Raw genomic sequence first — 23,792 nt, 5'->3', positions numbered from 1 at the left:
CGACTTTACGCTTGGATCGTCTTTTACACGTCTGGTTTGAGTCCTCCCCCCAGGGGGCGGCCATTTTGGAACCCATCCGCTCGACAGGAGAGCGTATCACGGGTTTTCGCTACCAGTTGGTCAACCATGTGTTCGCAGCCATGCTGGAACAAACACCGGAAGAGCTACTAGGCCATCCTCTGAGTACCCTGCATCTGGACAAGTCCGCGAACCAGATTGCCGTGGCACTGCTTGGGGCTAGCGAAGCCATTGATCCTCAGGGCCGCTATGACTATCGAAGCCAGATAGAGCATGGCTTCACCTACCGAATAACGTTAACCTGGCAAGCCGATGAACAGCTACTGCTGGTGAGTATTCTGGATGTACAGGAACAAAAAAAAGCGGATCAGGAGCTGCGCCAACGCCTGGCGATGGAGTCCATCATTTCAACCATAGCCGGACAGTTGATGACCCTGGAAGGGGGGGCGTTGGATAGCTACATCACGGATGCCCTAGGCCAAATCAGTGCCTACAATGGGGCGGATCGAGCCGCTCTGTTTTGGTATTCAGCGGATCATCAACGGGGCAGCTGCTCTCATGAATGGTGTGCACCGGGTATTCCCTCCAGTAGCGCCAAGCTACAGGATTTACCAATTTCTCAATTTGCCTGGGTGCATCAACAGCTGGCCAGCGGTCAAGTCCGGCAATTTTCGACCAACGAATTACCGCTCCAGGCAGCCAGCGAGCAGGCGCTGTTTGAATGGCTCTCCGTGCAATCCATGGTACTTATTCCCTTGACTCATGGCCATGAAACGGTTGGCTTTATTGGGTTTTATGCTATTCGGGCCAAAAAGACATGGGATGCCAAAGACCTTGCTCTATTAAAAACGTTTAGCGCTTTAGTCCTCACCGCCCGGCAACGACAGCAGCAACAAATTGCCATCCAACGGGCTACTCAACGCCTGGAAGGCCTACATGCTATTGATCAGGCTTTACTTAGCCCCCAACAAACGGGAAAATCTTCCCTTCTGATCGCCTTGCAGCACCTGAATGCGCTGGTCCCTTGTGAGCGATTAACGCTATTTCGCATCGACCCCAACTCGGGTATGGCCAAGGCTGAGTATCGATTAGCCAAGGGCGTGCTGGACCCAAACACCAATCTGAGCTTTCCTGCCCATTATATAACCAATCTACTTCCTAGTCAGGAACGCTATTACCCGGATTTACGCGTGGACACGATCCGTCTACCCCCCGGCTTGAACCTGGTCGATGAAGGGTTTCGCTCCATGGTGGTTATTCCGCTGTATAGTGGCCCGATTTGCACCGGTGCCTTCACGTTGCTCTCTTCAGTACCCTTCTTCTTTACGGAGGAGTACCGGCAAATTGCGCAGGAAGTTGCCTACCATTTAGCCTTCGTCTCCAACCAGCAGGAGCAGGATAAGCGGTTAAAGCGGCAAAATGAAGACCTCGAGCTGCGGGTGGCCGAACGGACACGAGCTATTCAGCAGTTGTCAGCCCTGAATCAGGCGATTCTTAAACACGCCGGGCAGGCCATTGTCTCAACGGACATAAACGGAATCATCCTGACGGCAAATCAGGCTACGGAAACCTTAACCGGTTACAAGGCCGACGAGCTTCCCGGCCGCGTAGCGCGGCTTTTCCCTGGTCCCGGAAACAATGCCCCCCCCTTTCTTTCGTATATCGATCAATGGTCGATGAACCTGTCTTCACACGTTATGCAGACTGAGTTAACTACGCAGGGTCATTTTACCCAGGAGTGTATTATGCTCGGGAAAGCCAATCGACAGGTACCTATTTTATTAGTTTCCAGCGTGTTGCAAGATCAAGATGGGACAACGATTGGGTATGTGGGTATTGCTACGGACATTTCAGCCCTGAAGGTGGCCCAGCAACAACTCCTGCAAAAAAATCGGGAACTGAATACGTTCTTCGAAGGCGCTTTGGATATGCACTGCATTTCGGATAGCCAGGGGAGATTGGTCAAAACCAACCTGGCTTTCCAGGCGGTCTTGGGCTACTCCGAGGAGGAGTTGATGGCCATTCCGTTTTTGTACTTAATTCATCCTAATGAGCAGAAATTCGTTTATCAGCAGTTCCTGGCGAACATCCTCCAACAACCGGTTCGTAACCAGGTTAATCAGTTCCGCAAAAAAGATGGAACCTACCGAATCATTGAGTGGAATGCGATTGGGATTAATGAATTGGTGTATGGTTCAGCTCGTGATATTACCGAGCGACAAAAAAATGAGACGCAGGTACGTCAGTTGAATCAGCGGCTGCAACTGGCCACCCAAAGTGTTGGACAGGGTATCTGGGAAGAAGATCTGGAACAGGGAAAGTTGCTCTGGGATGACCGCCTGCTCGAAATGATTGGTCTCGAACCGGGGCGTACCGACTGGAGTTTTGCTACATTCATCAGCATGATTCATCCCGATGATCGCGCCCCTTTTCTGAAAGATACGCAGCGAGTTACTCAAACCGGTGCCCAGGACGACAGATTCTCTAATACTTTTCGGATTATAAAACCCGATAACACGATCGTCTATTTAGAATCACACGGGTTGGTGGTGAAAAACCCGGCTGGTCAACCTGTTCGGGCCATCGGAGTCGCCTGGGATGTAACCGAGCGAAAGCTAGCCGAAGCGGCTCTGCGAGACAGTGAGCAACGCTTCAAGGAAATTGCGGAGAATGTGGATGAAGTATTCTGGATTCATTCGATCGAGCCGTTTGACTTATTATACATTAATTCAGCGTATAAACGGGTCTTTGGTATTTCCGACCAGGCTAATTTAAGCGGAGACTATTCATTTCTGGATACGGTCGTTGCCGAAGACTACGACCGAGCGCTGGCCGAATTCAATAACTACCGGCAAGGGCAGGAAGTAGTGGTCCAGTGCCGGGTGAAGGGAACTCACCCCAGCATTCGCTGGCTTCAAATTAAAACCTTCGTCATGCGTGATCGTCAAGGTATTCCCCTTCGTTACATTGGTATTGTCAATGATATCACCAGTCAGAAAGAAACCGAACTTGTTCTGCAACAATCACTGAGCCGGGAACAGGAATTAAATCAACTCAAATCACACTTTGTGTCGACGGCCTCCCACGAATTCAGAACCCCCTTAACCATCATTCAAAGCAGCGTCGACCTCATAACGCTGTATCAGGACCTGCCCAGGCGTCGAGTCCGGGAGTTGATCCAAACTCATTTAAGAGTCATTCAGGATCAGATCGAAAAAGTAACCATGCTGCTCACAGACCTGTTAACGATTGGCACAATTGAAGCGGGCAAAATAGCCTTCAACCCTCACTGGGTAGATGTTGTCGGTTTCTGTGAGGGCTTGAAGACCACTCATTTTGGCGAACGACAGGATGGCCGGACAGTTCAGGTATCAATTGAGGGGGTTCCTCGCCGGATATATCTTGACGAAAAGCTACTCCACCATGTGTTGGTCAATCTGCTCTCCAATGCATTTAAATTCTCAAGCGGCCTTTCACCTCATCTACGGATCATTTTCAACGAAGAGACCCTGGTTATTCAGGTGATTGATACGGGCATTGGTATTCCCGCCGGTGAGCAATCCACCCTTTTCGACGCCTTTTTTCGGGCCAGTAACACAACCGGGATTCAAGGAACCGGCCTGGGCCTGGCTATCGCCCGGCAGTTTGTGGAGCTCCACCGGGGGAGTATTGAGGTTGAGAGCGAGGAAAATAAAGGAACTACCTTCACGGTAACACTACCGGTTGGCGCAGTCAGCCTTGATGGTTCAGACGAGGGGGCCTCGGTAGTTCCCCTAAACGATTCATTGCGAATCATCAACCGTTCATAAAGCGATTCCCGCCACTGGTGGTCAAATCTTTGGGGCACCTGATTGCTAGCAGCACCTTTGCCATCAGTAAACAACCAGCAAGCCAGCCATGGCCCCATACAATAATGCTACACTCAATCGCACCAAAGAGTAACACAACACGCCTGAAGGTGTTGCTTGACAAGAGTAAAACGACCCTTTATCTGGTGGCTTCGCTAAGCGTCTTTTCGTGTCAGGAAAATAGCTTGGTCAATCCCGAATTAACTCAACGGCAGCATTCGACAACCGCCTTTAACCGGGCCAGGAGCTCCGCTCTCAAGAAATACACACTCACCAAATTTGGCGAACAAAAGCTGATGTATTACCCCGATGGACGGATAAAGGGGTATGTGTATCCCTCCTATGGTCTCACCGCCACGTATAGCTATAACTATACGCCTGGCACGATGTACACCTCAGGATCGGTCGATGTGGTTCTCCAGGCGTCCTACCCCAATACGGTGAATGTTAATCAAACCTACTGGTTCAATAATAAGGGGCACTGCTACAAATATAAAGAAGTCGACCATCAACCTTCTGGTGACGTAACCCTCATGTTTATTCTGGGCTACAACCCCAATGGGCAATTGGTTGATTGCCTGCAGTGGCTTAACAGCAATGTTAGGGGACGAGAGCACTACGACTACAACGCCGATGGAGATTTAATAAAGGTCACGAGCTTAGATGCCCAACAGGTTATCTACCGAACAGTTGTCTTTTCCTACACTGATGCAAATGGGGGGGCTCCGGTGGACGACTTATACCCGGTGAGCTCGAGATGGAGTGATCTTTATGAGGGATTTCTGCCTTATTTTGGCAAGCCCAGTAAGCACCTGGTTCAATCCGTTGTTGAAACTCTTCCAAAGAGCCCGAATCCCACAAGGTATATTTATTATAGCTATGTACGGAATGCCGATGGGTATGTGACCCAACGCAAGGGTACTTATAAGCTGGGCAGTGAGCCGTTCGAGATTACGCCGTATGAGTATGAGGTTACTTTAATTAAAATTCCTAATTAGGGTCTGTAATGCAAAACGGGGGTGGCTGTTGCACAACTCTATCAGTACTGACAACTTGGATTAGGTTGAGTTTTTGTATCTTCAGCTATGCGGGACAGAAATACGACCACGAAAAATTCATCACCTCATTTCAGCTTTCCAGCTGTATTCCCAAGCATAACCGCCCCGGCGGACCGGCTTTGTTCATACTTACACGCATCGTCGCTCGGAGCACAGTCCAGAGCTATTTATAGAAGGCCCTCGCTTTAGAATGTGTTGGGAAATCAAGTTTGGTGAGCGAGTCAAATGTGTTGAAGCATACTCTGGATGTTGGCTGTATTTGGCCAACATCCAGAGTATGCTTCAACGATTACAAGTCAGAAACCAAATTTAATTCCAAAACACTCACTAAAGATGATACCTGTAAAATTGTGGCATCCACATTTCAAGTTCAGGGATTACAGCAACGGCCCTTGTTTCTTGAGCAGGTAGCTGATAATAAGATACTATGCCAGTCGGTGAATCGGGAAATGAATGAGGTAGTGAATTCGCTGAGCGCTTATATCCATAAGAATACCGATAAGCCGTGGTAGTGAGAATTAGATAAAAAATCATACCCAAACTAGTTAGTGATTGCTCGGTTAAGGTCCTTTTATACTCCCTCTAAAAATGAAATAGTAATAAGTTAATTAAAAAAAGGTGTTTTTCCCATTATCACATACTGTTTAAAATCAGACATTTATGGCTACTAATATGATTTGTATAAGTAAAGTCAAACAAATAATTTATACCTATTATTCATGGCTACACCTATTCCACAACGCCCTGTATCAGGACATGGAACACCTTTACGTGGTTTAAACTCAACAGTAAATTCGGAGCTTTTTCAAGGTCGTTTTGGGCGTATGTTTCGTGCTCTTCCCCCTGCTATCTTCGAGGATGACGACCTGGTTAAACTGGCAGAGGCAATGACAGCCCAAGCGGAGTCCGCCCTTACGTCAGAAACTGTCAATGATAACGAGGAGAACTTCGGTATTCCAGCTGGTTACACCTATTTTGGTCAATTTATCGACCACGATATTACGTTCGACCCGATGAGTAGTCTGATCAAGCAAAATGATCCAGACGGACTTGTTGATTTCAGAACCCCTGCACTTGATCTGGATAATCTGTACGGTCGTGGTCCTGACGATCAGCCGTATATGTACGAACGCAATGGGCGGAAGTTTGTGCTTGGGGATCAATTTCTTACAGGGGGCATTCCCGAGCATAAATTGACCAACGATTTACCCAGGTTTCATGAGCGAGCATTAATTGGTGACAAGCGTAATGATGAGAACGTAATTGTCTCTCAACTACAGGGGCTCTTTTTGCGGTTTCATAACCATTTGGCCGATACTTGCCCAAATGATACATTCGAACAGATTCAACGGCAAGTAAGATGGCATTATCAATGGTTAGTCATTTTCGATTTCTTACCCCGCATTGTAGGTCATAAAATGGTTTTAAACATTCTACCACATTTTGATTGGAGTGTTAAAAAAGTACCTAGTTACCCAGACTATTCAGCAACTATTCCTGATATTAAGCCGAAACTGAACATCTTCAAATGGAAAGAAAAGCCATTTATGCCAGTCGAATTTAGTGTAGCTGCCTATCGCTTTGGGCATTCGATGATACGGCCTGTTTATCGCTTAAGTGAACTGAACCTGCCAAGTCAAGTACAGGTAGATGGATTAGAGGGGCGAAAGATGATATTTTCTCCTATTGCCAATGATGGTCTAAATGGGTTTAGGGAGTTCCCGAGCACTTGGGGTATCGATTGGAATCTGTACTTTGAAACGCCAACCCACAAACTTTCACCTGATCAGAAAGGGCCAACTCGTGTGCAGCCATCCTATAAAATAGATACGTCTCTGGTGAGTCCATTGAAATTTTTACCGGAATTTTCAATACCTGGGACCAATGACCCAATTGATGTTTTCGGCTCAAATCCTCCGCGTAAAGAAATCAGTATGTTAGCGCTTCGCAACTTAATGAGAGGTAGTAAATTGGGCTTGCCTTCAGGACAAGCAGTAGCTCATAAGATGGGCTATGTTCCCATTCCTGATGCAGAACTTCTTTTGGGTAAAGCGAACGCAGATTCACTGCCCGGAGGAAAAGATGCAGCAAAAACAGTATCAATTACCGAGATTTCGCCAGCATTTAAGGACAAAGCTCCTTTGTGGTTTTATATTCTCGCCGAAGCGCGTCATAACTGGGTAAAAGCAGTACATAGTTTACCTTCGGATGAGGAAAAAGATAATACACCTACCCATTTAGGTCTGGTTGGTGGACGTATTGTAGCTGAGGTTCTGATCGGACTGCTTTGGGGTGATAGTGATTCGTTTTTAAGTGCAAATACTGCTTTTCAGCCTGCTTTTGGTAATAAGTCAGCTGAGTCAGTTTTCGATCGGTTTACGATGGGGGACCTTATAAATGCGGTTCCAGCTCTTGTATAGAGCTAAGTAAATTATAGGATTTAATGGCATCGGGTCCAGAAAACGCTACAAAGCGTTTTCTGGACCCGATGCCATTTTGTTTTGCATAGCCAATTACTGTATCAGTAAACCATCGTGAAAAGGGGAATTAAATTCGATGAAATCTGCTATTACCAGTTAAGAGTAACCTTAATATATCAAAAGCATCAGTATTATGACCACCCTCTGATATAAATTTATGTGTCAAATTTTCCCTTTCGATTATATCCTTTTCTGATAGTCCATTTTTACAAATAAGATTAGCTGAATCTGCTCCGAATTCTTCAGATAACCTAATTAATCGTTCTAATACAATTTCGGTGGATGGTCGATGGATACCCGTTATTGACGAAAGACTCTGTTGTTGTCTAATGATAAGAGGACTTGAATCGACACAATTTGAGAGCTGATGGCGCCCATGAAAAGAAACAACATCTGATTGAGATGAACGACGCCTAGGCGAAGATGTACTGTCTCGTCTATCAGTGAATTCCGGGGATGGGCTCATAGTACGTTGAAATTTAAGGATTTTGTAAATAAGTCATCAATTTTGGCCAACCTGTTCTGCGATTACTCATCCGTATATTACCGTTCTTGATTTCAATGCTGATGTGTTTGCCTTTAATGCATGCAAGAATATCTGCGGTACCTCTGACCGTAGTTGATTTGCGTCAGCGCCTAGCTTTCTGGTTATAAATACCATTTAAGCTACGCAAAAGGTGGCGGATTTGTCGGGCTTCCCTTTGGCAACCACTCCAGTCACTTGGTCCAGCCTGCATTTCTTAAATAATTATCTGATTACCAGTTCTCCAGTTTATGTTCGGCACAACTTTAGCCAAGGGCATCGTAGTCAACCTGTTTACAGTAGGCTATCAGCCGTTGCGAAAGTCTTACTGTTTAGAGATATCTCGACGCATCAATAACTACAACTACCGGATGTTTGAAAATTAGATTACAAATTCTTTGCCTATAATAAATTAAGGTTCAACTTCCTCTTTTTTGCTATGCAGTCTAAGACTCAACTTAAAACTCAGCCTGAGACCAACAATAAACGTCCCCGTGTCCCTAGTATAACAGATACCCGTGCGCCTATCAAAGGGTCTAAAGGTTTTTCTTTTTTGGATCCTCCAGGTACCATTAGTGCCGAGAAAGCTCGCAAAAAAGTAGTAGCTCCAAGAAAGAAAGGAACGCTGGTTCGAATCACCTCAGGCCCACAAGCATTAAGCAGAATTACGGGCAGTTGGGATCCCAAAAAAAGTCAGTATCAAATCAGTGAAGTAGTTATTGGTGGGCGCACTCCATCTCCCTTCGGTTCAACAATGGGAGCCCATTCAACCGCTTGGGTTGCTCACGTTGACTCGATTAGACGACATTTAGTTGGCACGGATTTACAAAACGCCGTCAAGTCATTTGTGGAGTTAATGGAATCTGAACTAAATTCTCCTTTGCTTGAACTGAAAAAATATATAGGAAAAGATCACCAACAGAAACTTGACGAAGCCTCAGATGCTTTGAAAGCAGCAGGCAGGACATTAATCAATGCGAATAATGCGACGCTTACTGAGGATACGTATAATGCCGTATTACAGCACCTGCGATCGACCATTAATATATATCTGACTTACGTCAACTTTCTGCCGATGGCTACCGTTTCGGGTGGTGACCCATCCGGACACGGAGAGGGTGTGGCACGAGGTGAGCTGACGATGTTCGAAGCAGCGGCTTCGATTAAACACAGTAGGCACGGCGCTATTAAGGATGGCGAATCACTCGAAACCATTACAGCGGTCAAGACTAATGAGAATGGTCAGATACAAGTAGGCGATATCGAGTTGACAGGTATTGATGCAAAGCTCAAGAAGTTATTAACGAATGACTTATCTGATGAGGCCGAAATTAAATATAAACAGCAAATTCGCACGATGTTATGGCAGATGTTTGCCGCCGAGACACCCATGATTTTTTTGGCAAATTCGTCAATTGATACCCCCACACATTCACAAGCCGAGGTATGGGCTTTCGCTATACAAAATTTTCTACGTACCATTCGTATGGCTTACCCATATGCCTACAGTTTTAGCGAAATATATAAGGTAAAATATATTGAAGATAGTCTGGGCAAAGGCGAGTTGAAAAAGAAATTTAAGGCTAACGCCGACAAGGTGATCGCTCTATTGACAGGAAAGGCAGCCTTTACAAATGATTTTACATTATCTGCTAACGATCAAGTGGGACCATCGAAACTGAATCACCAGGCAGTTGGAATTTCAGACTACACCAAAATGGGGACTGAACTTCAAGCAACTGTCCTGCTTACTGCTAATGATAAAATAGGTGATATTCATTTCCAGGGACGCACTCAAAGCCCCTTTGGTAGTACAATGGGTGCGCACTCGACGGCTTGGATAGTCCATTTGGACGCGGTAAGCCGAAAACTGAAAGATGAGTCCCTTCCTGATGCATATCAAATGCTCAAATCCATGACGACAGAAGCATTCAATAACGATGCATTAGAGTATGCTGGTGTTATCAATGAGAAGCATCAGATATTCCTTATCGCAGCTTATAACGTTTTAAAAAATCTGATTTCAGAAACCAACTTCTCTGATTATAATATAGGGACTCAACACGCCAAGATTGAGAAATGTATTTCAGCCTACCTGAATTTTTTAAATCTAATCCCATTATCAACCGTTGAGTCTGGTGGTCTTAACGGCGGGCGAACTGAAGGGTTGCATAGAAAATTTTTACAAAACTATGAGCTGTATGGTGATGACGTATTTGGTAAAAGTAAGAAAAGCAAAGCGGAGATTCTTACTGATCACTTAATGGGCATGTTTGATATTAAAGGGGTTCAAAATTTTATTCCTGAAGTACGCGACGAAGTATATAATTTTAGTGAAAATGTTGAGTATGATGATGGTCACTTTTTATCACCCAAGCTTGGGGATTTTGAAAATGAGGCCAAGAACACAGAGGAGTATGCACTTCAAAACTTTGTCAATACGATCGCCGAAGCATACCCAAAATCATATGAGAATAGTGCTTTAAGGAAGAGAATTTTGAAAAAGTATGGAATTGAGGTAAAGGATCCTGAAGACCATTACAAAGACAAAGTAAGACAAAGAACTAAACGTACAAGAATATCAAAGGGATGGACAAAAAAGGTTGGAACTAGAAGTAGTAAGATGAATTATGAAGAGGATATGGAAATAGATAAGTGATATTTATTTCATGTAATTAGGTAGCCCAGGCGACGGCCAGCTTTTGTCAGGGTTTCTTCTGGAGAGCCTCATTTTGTCTTCAAGTGCTCAGTACCCACGCAGAAATTCATATCCATTTATTCGTGTCAAGTCATCGCTCACAATGAAACTATAGGTCTTATTTTAAAGATTGTAAAAAATCAGTCAGGTGGTTTCAACAATGGGTTTCTTAACTCGAGAAGTTGAACGGCAAACAATATGATCAGCTCAAAAAGCCCTCCGTCGTTCGCGCCGGAGGGCTTTCTTATATCACTTCGTTAGCGGATTACTCGCTATGACACGGCCTGCCTAAACGCTTCATCGACAGTAGCCTACACTTCAATTAATAGATTACGGTCATTCAGGCTGAAACTTTTGTCTCTCCTGTTCACACCTGCCACCTTTGAACCACAAAGCAGCAGGGCAAGCCAATGACCTGATACCGAGTAAGCAAAAATGAACAGTAAACAACATCTTCTAATCATTAAAACCATGTCAACCAATTCCTTTTTCAAGAGCCTGCTGGCAGGCGCATTACTACTGGCCGGTTCGGCCACCTTCGCCCAAACGACGGAAACCTCCCGCCCGTTACTCGTTGGGGTTTACCAGACGAAGCAGGTGAACAAAATTTGTCTGTCTGTTGAAAAACAACCCAATACCATCGCCTTCGTGCAGTTGCTGGCACCCACCGGCGAAGAGTTGTACCGCGCTCAACTGCCCAAGAAGGGCGTTTCCTTCAGACAGGTTATTGATATGAACGAACTGGAAGACGGCACGTATAGTCTGCGTATCGAACAGGGGAAAGACGTCATAATCAAGTCAATTCACTTACAGACAGCGACGCCGGACCCCGCCGTGTCTGCCCGGTTTCTGACACTGGGCAATTGAGCGGATCAACGCGCCAGCCCGCTATTTCTTACTATTCAACTTTAATCACGACGAACACAGTACCCATGAACACATTGTTTTCAAAAATTGCGGTTTCCTTTGCCGTAATAATCGGCTCTTTTGCCTGCCAGAATGATAACCTGGTTAACCCATCGAATCCCGAACAAGTGGCCGACAAGGCTACAAACAGCCTGATTCCGGACAAGCTCCCAAACTACGTGCTCGTCAAAGACGGACCAGAGACGGTGAGTTATTATCCGGATGGCCGGTTGAAACGTGTAATTTATGGCGCAGACGTACCGGGTAATACCAACGAACGTACGGATTATACGTATGAAGGCACCCAGTCAGTTAGAGTAGCCACAGTCTACAACAATAAAACGTATAACGAGGAAACGTTTACGCTCGACGCCAACGGCCGGTGCTACCAGTATAGAGCGTATAACTATCCCGACGGCAACGTGACTAAATTTAAGTACGTGTACAACTCGTCATACACCTACGACAGTCAGGGCCGATTAAAAACCTGGACCAGTTACACGTCTGCTTACACGCTACAGTATGACTATTTCTACACGGTAGACGGTGACCTGAGTAAGGTGGTCAGGCACAATGGGGCCGTGGCAGACGAAGAATTTACGTTTGCCTATAAACTGGCGGAGGCCCCCGCGCTTCTATCGGATTCGTATCCACTGAACGCTCAGTTGAACTTTAAAGGATGGGGCCTTCTCAACGACACCTATCTGGGTATTTTTGGTACCTCCAGCAAGCATTTGGTGAAGCGTATAACCCGAAAAAATCTGGTTAAGAATCAAGTGGAGCAGGACACTAAATTCACCTATACACTGAATGCCAACGGGTACGTATCGAATCGGACGAGCGTTGATGTCCTAACGGGTGTAGTACTGGATAACAAAGCGTATGAGTATGTATCGACCGAAACTCCGCCATCTTTTTAGGCCATTCACGTAACCTGTCCGATTTCATCATCTTTGAAGGGCTTACCCGTCTTGTATAGTCCCGCTTCCCTCCTCTACCAGCTAATCCAATGACTCCCGAACAGAAACGACTCATTAAAGCGACCGTACCGGTGCTAAAAGAAAGTGGCCTGCTGCTGACCACGCACTTCTACCAACGTGTTTTCTCGATCAATGCCGAATTGAAGAACACCTTCAGCATGGCCAATCAAGAGAATGGCCGACAACCGACAGCTCTGGCAATGGCCGTGCTAGCCTACGCTGAAAATATCGACGATCCGGCGGTCCTGCTAACTGCGTTAGAGCGCATTGGCCACAAACACACCAGCCTAGCCGTTCGCCCCGAACACTATGCCGTTATTGGTCGCCACCTGATTGCGTCCATCGGTGAAGTACTGGGTAAGGCGGCAACCCCGGCGCTGCTCGATGCCTGGACAGCGGCTTATGACCAATTAGCCCGTCTGATGATCGGCATCGAAGCCAATTTATACGCGGCTCAGGTAGCGAAACCAGGTGGCTGGACAGGCTGGCGTTCGTTTATTGTCAACGCTAAAATCGCGGAGACTAACGGCAAAACCACCTTCCATCTGTATCCAACCGACGGTGGAACGGTAGCCCATTTTGGGACGAGTCAGTACCTGAACGTGCGCTTGTTTCTGCCCGAACTACAGCTATTTCAGCCACATCCGTACCGCCTTGCGAGTGCGCCAAATGGTCAATATTACACCATTGTGGTCAAGCGCGAAACGGGCATACCTGGTAGCGTTAGCAACCGGCTACTCGACAATGTGCAACCCGGCGATCGCCTTGACCTTAGTGCACCCGCCGGGGCTTGCCCAATGGAAGTGCCTGCTGAAAAGCCAGCCGTTGTCAATCGCGCGGGCGGTTGCCCAATGCATCAGGCTGCTTAATGCCGCTAGTATAAATCTATAGTAATTCGTAACCATTGAACAACTACATAACACTCATGAACCAACAACCATCCGGGGCTTTCATTGCCGCTGCCTGGGCCGCCTTATTTGCCGGGCTGTTAGCGTTTAACATAGGGCTGTGGAACGCACAAATGCCGCTAAATGAAAAGGGCTATTATTTCACTGTTCTTATGTACGGCCTGTTTGCGGCTGTTTCGGTGCAAAAAAGCGTACGCGACCGGCAGGAGGGCATTCCCGTCACGGCAATCTATTACGGCCTGAGCTGGGTATCGGTACTGCTATGCCTGCTACTGCTTACCGTTGGCCTGTGGAATGCTACACTGACACAGAGCGAAAAAGGCTTCTACGGTATGTCATTTACACTTAGCCTGTTTGCCGCCATTGCCGTACAGAAAAACACGCGGGATGCCCAACCCAGGGGACAGGAAGGACAAGGGTAAGTTTATGATTGATCCACAAACCGGCGCCATCTGCTTTTCTGAAACCCTACGCGCAACACCCGCCCTGGCACGGTCGGTGGGCGCAGAACCCGGGTGAGGGGCAACCAATTCGCTACGAGCTAAAACCGGTGCTGCCCGGTATGGTTGATCACTTCATGAGTTGGGCTAAAAAACAGTATCCAGCTATGGAGCCCAAAGTGGAGCGATCTGAGGGTATGATCAGTGCCGTGTTCACCGTCAATGGGTCTATGTTCACCCTCTACGTTCGTGACGACTACAAAAGCCTGAGTCTGGAAAGCACAGACCAGCCGCTGCTCAGAACCATCGGCGATCAGTTTGACGGGGAGTTGCGCAAAGGCCGGTTTCAGGACGGGTTTGGTGAAATGGACCCCGACTGATGCCGAATAATCTTATCTCAAATCGTTAACCGTCCACGCCTGTTTGTCATGCAACCTTATGGGTATTTTCTCTTCCTTGTTTTTGCTTCCGGCTGGGCAGCGAGCCAACCCGTGCGGGAAACACCGCAGCAGTCGCTTAACCGGTACGTAACCTTCCTAAATCAATCGGCTGATGAACTGACTGGTCGTTTTCAAATGCTACAGGGGTATTATGCTGCTGCTTATGCAGTTACCAACAAATCCCACCAAGTTGCCCCCTTACAGCTCCGGTTGCCGTCGTCGGGACCTTTGAACGACTATGGGTACCGACAGGCGCTGGCGAGCGACGGCCTAACACCCGCCGAAAAGCAACGACTCACGGTGACAACGGAATCGCTGTGGCGCTGCCTGACGAAGCTCGACCAAACGGCGAAGGCGTTGGAAACCTACGTCCGGCTTAATGACTATCAGCGTGACAACCTGCGCCAGTCCGATGTACTGATTGGCCAGATGCAGTCGCTGTTTGTGCAGTTTGGCAAGGAACGAGCCACACTCATTAACCAGCTCAGACGTATTTATCGCCGGTACCAGCCCCTGCTGACTACGGACGTTTATCTGGCTACCGAAGAGGGCATGGACCGAATTTTACATAGCCAGCAGCAGTTGCTCGATACGCTTACGTTTTACCTGCGAACCAGTGATCCATCGGACTGGCCGGTTGAGCGGGTACAACAAAGCCTACTGGCCGATGCGAAGATGCTGGACAGTTTTGACAACAACCCGCTGGGGATAGCCTACCCTACTTCCGGGATGATTAGCCAGTTTAGTGTCGCGCTCAAGTCTATTCAGCAACTCAAGCGCGACGCAGTAGACGGCTACACGGTTGCCGCCCGGCAATCCCCCGAGCATGGGAACGCTTTTTACCGCGCACTCCTGATGCACTACAATCAGGATTTATTGGCAGCCCGTGACGGATTCGTCAACTATAGTGTATCGATCAAACGACTGCTCCATTCCCCTAAACTCATACCGGCTTTTAGCCTCGCCAGGCCTACCCCATCCGCCCAAAACTCAGGACAAACACCCGCATTTCAGGACATGGCCCCGGTTGCGTTTACGATTAAACCGGCTACTTCACCCGCCTCGAAAACCACCGTCCAGGTTCTTTCCGACTACGTTGGATTTATTAACGAATCGTTGCGACAGATGCACCGGATTCAGCTTCTGATCCGCAATTACCAACCCATTGCCGAGCGCTATCGGAACCCGGCTGACGCGGCAAAACGTGCCCCACTCACCTACACGTATAAGGAGGTCATCCTTCCGGTTTCGGCCTATCAGCTCCTGCACACGACAAGCCGATCGATTCCCCTGCCTTATCGCACTTCGGTGACGGGTCAGTTAGAGGTGCTGTTTTCGATGCTGACAGAAATGGACGGCCTGAGCACTGAGCTGGTCCGCTACACCACCGAAAAACAGTATCTGCAAGACCAGTTGCATCGTTCCGATGCCATTCTGGATCGGTATGCCGACCTGTTCGAACTATTCGACCAGAAAAAAGAACGGCTCTATACGGACGTACGGCGCATCTATGAAAGTTACCCACCTGCCAGCCGAACGAGTGCCTGGTATGTATCGGGCCGGGCACTGCTGGAGACCATTGATCGGAACCGGGAAGCTATTTTTGGGGTAAAACGATATTTGAGGACACAGACTGATCACCTACCGGCGATGGACTCGGTCAGGGCACACGCCCGAACGCTGATAGCCGATGAATACGCCAATTTGAACGGCCTCAAACGCTACGGACGCAGCAACGGCCTATGTCCCTATTCTCCCTACGAAGATGTAGCCGAAAATTCGCTCCGTTTCGAGAAGGTGGTGGCGGCCGTGAAGCCCGTTACGTCGTCAACGAATCCGTTTGAGTCGGCTTATTACTTTTACAACAACGAGTTGATCCACCAGTACAACAAGTTTAGTGAACTGGCTCCGGCGGATGTACTGCCGACGATCAACCAACCCGATTTGTTTGTCTTTCGGCGGCAACCGCCTATTGACTCCGTAGAACCGGTGGTCCAACCCGTTGAGTCAACCGTTCAGTTGAGCAGGACAGCGTCGCTGGCTGGTTATGCGCCCAACAACATGGTCCTGTTGCTGGATGTTTCCTCTTCTATGAGTTCGCCCGATAAACTGCCCTTATTGAAGCAGTCGATCAAGTCGCTGCTAACCCTGCTGCGGCCCGAAGATCAGGTTTCCATTGTTGTTTATTCGGGTAAGGCACGGGTGGCCCTCAAGCCCACCTCTGGGACTAATAGTAGTGACATTAGCCGTGTCATTGACGAATTAAAATCGGATGGCGATACCGACGGAAATAAGGGCATCCAGCTGGCCTATAAAACGGCCAATAAAAACTATATCGAAGCGGGCAATAACCGGATTGTACTGGCAACAGATGGCGAATTCGACATCAGCGACGAGGTGCAGGCATCGGTGGCGAAAAACACGCAACGCGCCATTTTTCTAACCGTTTTCACTTTCGGAAAAGCGGAAGTCAATGGCCGAAATCTCCAAAAAATTGCCCGTTCCGGCCAAGGAAACTACATCCACATTACCCCCGCAAACGCTGCCCAGCAATTGATTCTGGAAGCACAGGCAACGAAGATACCCTAACGTAATGGGCCATCGGAATGTTGTGCTTCCCGGTTACTCCTTGACGTAACCATTTCACAAAACGTTTCATTGCCAACCCAGTACGGTTAATCGACCAAAACAGGCAACTCGGCTATAAATAATTGCTGAACGGTGTAAGCGTACCCACTTTTGTGTCATCAATTCACCCAGTCGGCACACTACAGCTTATAAACTACACCTCACCATGCGTCTTCTTCTCATCGGCCTGCTCATGGCCTGGTTCCTAAAACCAAGCTACGGAATCGTGAATTGTCCACCCGTTATCACCAACGGAAAACTACAGGGCATTCTGCCGGTAGTGAATCAGAAAGTAAGCTACTCGGAGGTAACCGACTGCGACGCTGTTTCGCAGGTCGATCTGTTCCGGCGCGTCCGGTTGTGGATTGCCCAATCCTGCTATTCACCCGGCGATACGTTCTCACTGAGCGACAAGGAAGCCGGGGATTTGGTCGGTCGGGTGTCGCAGGTTGTTACGCTGCCCCGTACGGAGACGTCAGCCGGTGGCATCTACACGTTTCGGTACAGCTTTATTATCGAATGTACTAACCGCAAATACCGGGCAACCATTACACAACTTGATGTGCTGGAGATTGGAACCAAAACAACCCCGATCGAAAGCTACTGCCAGAAAAACGAAGTGGAACTTCGCGCCATCTACACAGCCCTCGATGGGCACATCAACCACAGGTTGACATCACTTCAAGAATACGTAAAAAATTACAAAACGTTCTGACGATCAGCTGATCAGACAGCATCCTAATTAAACAACTTTACAATCATGGCAAACGAAAAAACGATCATCGACGAATGGGCGGTCAAAGACCTCGAAGACGGCTCCTCACTAAGTATTACAGTCGTGCATTGCACCGAACTAGGTAACCAGTCGCTACCCGGCATACAGGTAATGTACATGGGCAACATCATTAATTACGAGCCGCTGGCAGTAGAGCAACTGGCGTATCAGGCCAATAAAGCTGGCGTTGACGAGTACCTGCTGGATACTCAATCATGGATTGTACATGACGATCAATTCGTTAAAAACTATCTCGTGCTGGGCTCACCCCTGAAGGCTAAAGTAGCCGTGAAAACCCGTAGCTCTAAGGTAATAACCAAAGAATACGAACTCCCTTTTGACGTATGAAAACCATTGACGATCAGCACGTCAGACGTATAGGGATAGCAGTCAACGACTAACCGATTCTTACCTGAATGGGTGGCGAACGTTTTTTAAAGAACGTCAGGAAGGTTTTCAGATCAGACCGAAGGCCCACCCACTGGATTTGATTATGATTTAGTCATGCTCAACCAGGATGCGGACAGGCAACTGGCTTCGCTCAAATTGCTGAAGATCAAGCAGGTGAAAATTGACAGACAACAGGCTATCGTAACGTGTGTGCTGTCCGACCACCTACGAGTTCCGACTGGTGCGCGACACGAACCGATGGCTGATTAATGAAATCCTGAATCTAAGTTACGAGTAACAACAGGGCCGTAAACAGCTCAATTTAAGTCACTTAAACAATGTACTTTTTCTGGATCTTATGGGGTATCGACGCATTTGTTGCCCTTGTATGTATTTACTTCTTTGTTATCGGCCTGGGTGATGGCACCGTCTCGTCGTTCAACATTGCACTTTGGCTGGTCATTCTAAGCGGTCTGGCCGCTGTGTTATTGGGTGGTTATTGGCTGTTTTTGCATCAATATACCGTCATGGCCAAACTTCTACTTGCCATCCTGGCGGTACCCAGCCTACTCTATGGCCTGGTCATGGGCCTAGTGCTTCTCGGCGGTAATTCAAGCGGCTGGAAATGAGCAGGAATAAGCTTACTGCCTTACACCATCCGCCCTACTTACCCAAACAAGAATCAAGACAATGAGGCTTTCAGCGATACAGGAACAGGTAGATTCCCTTATTCGCTATCAGTACACGGGCCTATGGAAAAGAGGTTGATTCATTTCTGATAAAACTAAAGGTATGTTTTGTAATAGTATACTGCCTATCGGTTGGATAGAATGAAAATGAAGGCGATCTGAAGCATAGCCTCCCAACTTTCTATGCTTTTCTCCACATCCCGAAACAACCGACGACGAAATCTGACTATCAATGGCTACCAGACTGGGCGCTTCTTCTCGTTGCTGTCGCTTCCGTTCGCTCACCATCAGACTGTCCAACCGTTGCACCCAAACACCCTGCCGTTTGAATTGGCGGAAATAATAATAAACAGTCTGCCAAGGTGGTGATCCTTTAAGCCGGTTCAACTCCCGCCATTGTAGGCCCGTATAGTTCACCCATAGAATGGCATTGACGATGATACGGAGCGAATGCCAGCGTTGACGCTGGTTATCTACAATTTTCGCTATAACTTGCCCTTGAGAGTCTGTTAGTTCTTGAAACGATTCGTTCATGATATCTGGTAGCCTGAGAACTTCCAAGATAAGACAGACGCTCGTTTTTATCCTATCCAAAACATACTCTAAAAGCAGATAAACCTCTGTTGGTTAACGCAGTAGCTCAGTTTTCGCTATCGAAAATACGTATCCTAAAGTCGTAACAGCGTCCAGACAGTGCATCGATCTACCTCACGTTGAGCACCCTACCCGTATGTCCGAAGATATAGTTTCGCCTGATCGTAAGTACAAAGTAAGTTTTAGCAGTTACGAGGTTCGCATGAGCCACTGGATCGACCAGCCTTACCTTATCCGGGTGAGCGACGGCGTTTGTCTGTTTGCGATTGACGCCGATGGCTGGTCGGCCTGGGCGGTGCGCTGGCTGGATGATTCGACGGTCGAGTTATTGATGCGAAAGTACCCCGGTCAGATCGAGTGTACCATTGAACTGAATACCGACACAAATCAGGCTCAGGCCGTAAGCCAGACGGCTTCGGTTGCGGGTAGCTTTTCGGCAGTAAAAGAATGGGTGCTGGAATTAAATTAGCCTAGGTGTTTGACTGCGTTTTTCTGGTGTATTCAGTATCTGTATTTCCACATACGCACTCTACCTGCTTTGATCTGTTGTTCTGGTCCAATTTAAAGACAATTTCGTACCATTGATTTTTTGGGACGTTTGGACAATCAGCTGAAACTACGCGGCTTTTGGATTGAACCGGCCAAGATCGAACAGGCGCTTTGTCGGCACCCCACCATTGCCCAGGCTTTAGTGGTATCTGATGAACTAAGTTCGGCGACAAAACGCCTGGTGGAACGAGCGATAGAGCCTTAATAGCACAAGTGATACAGGAGGTTACTAGTCACAGCAACTTGATAACCCCAGTAACATGGACAGTCATCTATTCTCAGCCGTTCTCCACATACCTACTTAAAAGACATCTCAATTTTTGGCCAGATGTGGCGGCTACCCAAGACTGACGACCGGATAATAAGTGAATCAAGTCCATCGAGTACGTGCTCCCCTATATTTAGTCGACGGTATTACATTCCGTCTCCAATTTCCATGGCGCTTCGGCTATACATTTTCATCCTGTTCAGTAGCTTGACTACTCACCTCATCTGGGCACAATCAGTTAAGATGATCAAAGACGTTAATCCCGGAGCTGAGTGGGGTGCCCACTGGGATGCACGCCCCATACGTTTTGGTGACAACGTTTTCTTTATGGGTGATGACGGAGTACACGGCTTAGAGCTGTGGAAGTCTAACGGTACCGCCAAGCGTACCGTTATGGTGAAAGACATTAACCCTGGTAAGAATGGTAGTCGTCCAAAATTATTTATCGTAGCGGGTAATCAACTTTTTTTCGTTGCGAATGATGGGCTGCACGGCCAGGAACTATGGCGTACGGATGGCACCTCTGAGGGAACCCGCCTGGTCAAGGAACTGACACCGGGGGATAATGACGAAAGTAAAATTAACTTCGAGCATTACCACTCCGTCGGCTCAACGCTTGTCTTTGGCTTAATTCAAACTGATGGCATCTACTATTGGCGTTCTGATGGAACAACCGCTGGCACCCTTCCTTTGAAGGGCTTGAAAGTTGGTATCTGGCAAGATATGATAAATTACCGAGGGCTACTCTACTTCGCGGCTAACGACGGACTACATGGAACAGAACTTTGGCAGACGGATGGAACCGTTTCCGGAACAACGTTGACCCGTGAGCTTACCCCCGGTAAGCAAGGTACCGTGATGACCAATTTCACTTCCTTTCAAAATAAGTTTTACTTTTTTGCGGATACTACTTTTCAAACGAATTCATCCGATAAGTTTCATGGTGCTTCGCTTTGGCAGTCGGATGGAACAGCGACGGGCACCTTACAGGTAATCAATCCACAACCAGATGCGAAACAGACCTATTCACTACAGAATCTTACGGGTGCCGGTAATCGACTCTATTTTTATCTGACCAAAAATGGCAATACGACGATAACGGAATTGTGGCGCTCGGATGGTACAGCAGGTGGCACTTCATTAGTTAAACCAATCAAAGTGCAGGGCCTCTACCAACTCTCCCCCTTAGGAAGTACTGTATTCTTTACGGCGACTGACCCGGTGAATGGGATGCAGTTATGGAAATCAGACGGAACAGCGACCGGAACGGCTTTAGTTAAAGTAATTGCACCCGCTAAAGGGGGCATGGGGTTTAGTTTGGATTTAGGCGTTTTAAAATCAACTCTTTTTTTTACGGCGGATGATGGCGTGCACGGATTGGAGCTTTGGCAAACGGATGGAACAGCCGCTGGAACAAAATTGACTAAGGACATCGACCCAGGCAATCCCCCTACCATTACCCCTGCTTCTCAGCCAACTGACGGCGTGGTTAAGCTAACGCGACGTCCAATAAGCAAGAGTCCTTTCCGCGTTTTCTCAACAGACGGGTTGTATTTTATTGCCGATGACGGCGTGCATGGCCGCGAACTATGGTGGATCGCTTACGACTCGGTAAACTAATGAGTCGTTTTGGTGAACGTGATCATACAACTGCCTTGACTTGGCCCTGCTTCTATTGGCTAACACGTATGGCAGCTAACACGAGCGAGCCTACGATACCTAAAACCAAAGTCATGGTCGTGTTAACAGCGGCTAATGGTACACGGGATTCGGTTTCAGCACTCGTCAGTATGGTACCTCTGGATGCAGCTTTTACTCACACAACTCCACTAAATAAGACGTATTCATGTTATTCCCCTTTGATGTATTTAAACGAAAACAAACCGCCGGGAGCAACCCTGTCATGTCTTTATCCAGTTTCACCCCCTATTACTTGTATGGGTTTACCCAGAATCCTAACAATGTAGCCGATGACAAGCACCTCTTCGGTGAGCTCTACCAACTGGTTATTGGAGAGATAGGAGGCATTGCCATCAACAATTCGTTTCACCCCTATTTTATTATCAATTCCAAAGGAACAACCGTTTGGAATGCCGCCTACGTAAAGGTGTACGTCAACGATAACCAGGCGGAGGTATTCAATGCCATACAAACCAGCAAGGCGGTCTACACGGTTGATCTGTCGACCCTCTTTCCAGAAGTCAACGTCTGGCCAGATACCAGGTTAACCTATGAGGAAAATCCCCTTTTCAGTACTTATGCGCCTTTTGTCATTCCGTTTTTGGTCGATTCTCAAAACAAAGGCATCAGGTGGGATGCGGAGATTGCCAAAGAAGTTGCCGAAAACGGGCACGCGTCGGCGTATGTAGAACGCGTGACAAAGGCCCTGCGATTTTTCATGGCTGAACCTGCCTTTGTGATTGGCTTTGACGAATTTGATGAGAAAAATCCCTCAGGCCTGATCGACAATTTTATTAAGTGCAAGCGACTACTTTCTGGCCAATGAGTAGCGTTGATGCGGCCGTACGCCTTGGCTGAGTGGCAGACCTTGCCCGATCGCATCATCAAAACCGATAGCCCAGGGTCAGGCCAAAGCGGGGCGTAAAACCTTTCCGGCTCATCTGTTCCGGCAGGACTGCCTTGAGAGGGGGACTGCTGGTCGGTAGTTGATAATGAAGTCCCAAAAACAAATCGACCACCACACGCGGTGTGCTTGTCTGCACGCCCGCCATAGCGCCGGGCATCCAGACGTAAAGCTGCCGTGTACTCCTGACTAATGTACCGCTCGGGTCTCGAATAATAGTACCCTGATTGTCGAACTGGTAGTCGTCGAGCGTAAGCCCGGAATAGCGACCGTATACGCCTGCGTAAAAACCCGTGGGGGACAAAGGACGCCGACGGAAATAGTGCCGATATTCCAACGTAACCCGCTTATAGTGAAATAATCTCGGCAAGGGGTTGTTGGCGTTGTGATACTCATACGTTTCCGAACCGAAGCCCACACCACCCACCAGCGATGCACGTTTGGTCAACATCCGTTCATAAAACACAGATACGTCACCTACAACAAGACTCAGGGGGTTAATTTTAAGACTATTCTTTCGGGTAGCTGAGGAGTCTGCCGTTGACTGGGCGTAGGCCGTATACAGGCTGACGGTACTAAGGAGAACAAAAAGGGATATTTTCATTATCAAATTTGGGTGTCCGTTATGGCCTGTCACCAACAAACTGACATCTGCTATTTTTTTCTGCCGTTGCCTGTTCTGCCATTGCCAGCCTGACGGCCTCGTACCGGTTGACAATATTATCAGTTTTTGAGAGTGCGGCAAAATTAACCTTCTCATTGGTCCCAGGTTTCATCAGTGGTGTGTGCTAAACCAGTCCATACTGCGTAACGATGCGCGTTGAATTGGCAGGAATAGTTTGGGCTCTATTCATATCGAAAGATAATACAAATTGACACCAAGCAAACCAACGTTGGCAGGCAAACACGCACAGATCTGTAACAGTCGTTTCTGCCTCTACTAATTCTCTTCAAACGCTCCAATTCAAGAAGAAGACGCCTGTTCAAAAACGGACCCAACAAGCAAGCAATCTGGT

At 47.6% G+C, this 23,792-nt stretch carries 19 protein-coding genes; 17 read left to right on the top strand and 2 right to left on the bottom strand.

What is annotated here, in order from left to right; translation table 11 throughout:
- Nucleotides 1-11: 11 nt before the first annotated feature.
- The 14 genes from ACYU8Y_RS05150 (at nucleotide 12) to ACYU8Y_RS05085 (ending at nucleotide 18,721) form a co-directional block, all read left to right on the top strand.
- Nucleotides 12-3,827: a PAS domain S-box protein gene (locus ACYU8Y_RS05150; protein WP_460934872.1), complete on the top strand. Its 3,816-nt coding sequence runs from the start codon at nucleotides 12-14 to the stop codon at nucleotides 3,825-3,827.
- A 104-nt stretch (nucleotides 3,828-3,931) separates the two neighbouring features.
- Nucleotides 3,932-4,864 (top strand): hypothetical protein, encoded by a 933-nt coding sequence (locus tag ACYU8Y_RS05145; RefSeq protein ID WP_460934870.1) that lies wholly within the window; start codon nucleotides 3,932-3,934, stop codon nucleotides 4,862-4,864.
- 410 nt (nucleotides 4,865-5,274) lie between these two features.
- Nucleotides 5,275-5,436 (top strand): hypothetical protein, encoded by a 162-nt coding sequence (locus ACYU8Y_RS05140; protein ID WP_460934868.1) that lies wholly within the window; start codon nucleotides 5,275-5,277, stop codon nucleotides 5,434-5,436.
- Between the two features lie 207 nt (nucleotides 5,437-5,643).
- Nucleotides 5,644-7,344: a peroxidase family protein gene (locus ACYU8Y_RS05135; protein ID WP_460934866.1), complete on the top strand. Its 1,701-nt coding sequence runs from the start codon at nucleotides 5,644-5,646 to the stop codon at nucleotides 7,342-7,344.
- A gap of 1,022 nt (nucleotides 7,345-8,366) precedes the next feature.
- Nucleotides 8,367-10,586 (top strand): hypothetical protein, encoded by a 2,220-nt coding sequence (locus ACYU8Y_RS05130; RefSeq protein ID WP_460934864.1) that lies wholly within the window; start codon nucleotides 8,367-8,369, stop codon nucleotides 10,584-10,586.
- A gap of 510 nt (nucleotides 10,587-11,096) precedes the next feature.
- Nucleotides 11,097-11,492, top strand: coding sequence for a hypothetical protein (locus ACYU8Y_RS05125; protein ID WP_460934862.1), 396 nt, complete (start codon nucleotides 11,097-11,099; stop codon nucleotides 11,490-11,492).
- A 65-nt stretch (nucleotides 11,493-11,557) separates the two neighbouring features.
- On the top strand, nucleotides 11,558-12,451 hold the full coding sequence (locus tag ACYU8Y_RS05120; protein ID WP_460934860.1) for a hypothetical protein: 894 nt from the start codon (nucleotides 11,558-11,560) through the stop codon (nucleotides 12,449-12,451).
- 89 nt (nucleotides 12,452-12,540) lie between these two features.
- The gene (locus ACYU8Y_RS05115) at nucleotides 12,541-13,380 is read left to right on the top strand and encodes a globin domain-containing protein (protein ID WP_460934858.1); all 840 of its coding nucleotides are present in this window, start codon (nucleotides 12,541-12,543) and stop codon (nucleotides 13,378-13,380) included.
- A gap of 56 nt (nucleotides 13,381-13,436) precedes the next feature.
- On the top strand, nucleotides 13,437-13,841 hold the full coding sequence (gene yiaA, locus ACYU8Y_RS05110) for an inner membrane protein YiaA (RefSeq protein WP_460934856.1): 405 nt from the start codon (nucleotides 13,437-13,439) through the stop codon (nucleotides 13,839-13,841).
- A gap of 8 nt (nucleotides 13,842-13,849) precedes the next feature.
- Complete coding sequence (locus ACYU8Y_RS05105) at nucleotides 13,850-14,239, top strand: hypothetical protein (RefSeq protein ID WP_460934855.1); 390 nt, start codon at nucleotides 13,850-13,852, stop codon at nucleotides 14,237-14,239.
- Nucleotides 14,240-14,287: 48 nt separating this feature from the next.
- Entirely contained in the window at nucleotides 14,288-16,888 is a 2,601-nt protein-coding gene (locus ACYU8Y_RS05100; RefSeq protein ID WP_460934853.1) for a vWA domain-containing protein, read from the top strand.
- 205 nt (nucleotides 16,889-17,093) lie between these two features.
- The gene (locus ACYU8Y_RS05095; RefSeq protein ID WP_460934851.1) at nucleotides 17,094-17,642 is read left to right on the top strand and encodes a DUF4468 domain-containing protein; all 549 of its coding nucleotides are present in this window, start codon (nucleotides 17,094-17,096) and stop codon (nucleotides 17,640-17,642) included.
- A 45-nt stretch (nucleotides 17,643-17,687) separates the two neighbouring features.
- Complete coding sequence (locus ACYU8Y_RS05090; protein ID WP_460934849.1) at nucleotides 17,688-18,050, top strand: hypothetical protein; 363 nt, start codon at nucleotides 17,688-17,690, stop codon at nucleotides 18,048-18,050.
- Nucleotides 18,051-18,430: 380 nt separating this feature from the next.
- Complete coding sequence (locus tag ACYU8Y_RS05085; protein ID WP_460934847.1) at nucleotides 18,431-18,721, top strand: osmoprotectant transporter permease; 291 nt, start codon at nucleotides 18,431-18,433, stop codon at nucleotides 18,719-18,721.
- 108 nt (nucleotides 18,722-18,829) lie between these two features.
- On the opposite strand, the gene ACYU8Y_RS05080 is transcribed toward ACYU8Y_RS05085, so the two are convergent.
- Nucleotides 18,830-19,315 carry a transposase gene (locus tag ACYU8Y_RS05080; protein ID WP_460934846.1) on the bottom strand — a complete coding sequence of 162 codons (486 nt, stop codon included), beginning with the start codon at nucleotides 19,313-19,315 and terminating at the stop codon, nucleotides 18,830-18,832.
- A 196-nt stretch (nucleotides 19,316-19,511) separates the two neighbouring features.
- Here ACYU8Y_RS05080 and ACYU8Y_RS05075 point away from each other — a divergent pair, with 196 nt between their 5' ends.
- The 3 genes from ACYU8Y_RS05075 to ACYU8Y_RS05065 all read left to right on the top strand — a co-directional run bounded on the left by ACYU8Y_RS05075 (nucleotide 19,512) and on the right by ACYU8Y_RS05065 (nucleotide 22,698).
- The gene (locus ACYU8Y_RS05075) at nucleotides 19,512-19,844 is read left to right on the top strand and encodes a hypothetical protein (protein ID WP_460934844.1); all 333 of its coding nucleotides are present in this window, start codon (nucleotides 19,512-19,514) and stop codon (nucleotides 19,842-19,844) included.
- Between the two features lie 516 nt (nucleotides 19,845-20,360).
- Nucleotides 20,361-21,812, top strand: a complete 1,452-nt coding sequence (locus ACYU8Y_RS05070; RefSeq protein WP_460934842.1) for an ELWxxDGT repeat protein — start codon at nucleotides 20,361-20,363, stop codon at nucleotides 21,810-21,812.
- A 226-nt stretch (nucleotides 21,813-22,038) separates the two neighbouring features.
- Nucleotides 22,039-22,698, top strand: a complete 660-nt coding sequence (locus ACYU8Y_RS05065) for a hypothetical protein (protein ID WP_460934840.1) — start codon at nucleotides 22,039-22,041, stop codon at nucleotides 22,696-22,698.
- Between the two features lie 58 nt (nucleotides 22,699-22,756).
- On the opposite strand, the gene ACYU8Y_RS05060 is transcribed toward ACYU8Y_RS05065, so the two are convergent.
- Complete coding sequence (locus ACYU8Y_RS05060; protein WP_460934838.1) at nucleotides 22,757-23,380, bottom strand: hypothetical protein; 624 nt, start codon at nucleotides 23,378-23,380, stop codon at nucleotides 22,757-22,759.
- Nucleotides 23,381-23,792: the final 412 nt, after the last annotated feature.

The sequence above is a fragment of the Spirosoma humi genome (assembly GCF_054776575.1).
Note: the sequence above shows the minus strand (reverse complement) of the source record. Positions and strands in the feature narration are given on the sequence as shown.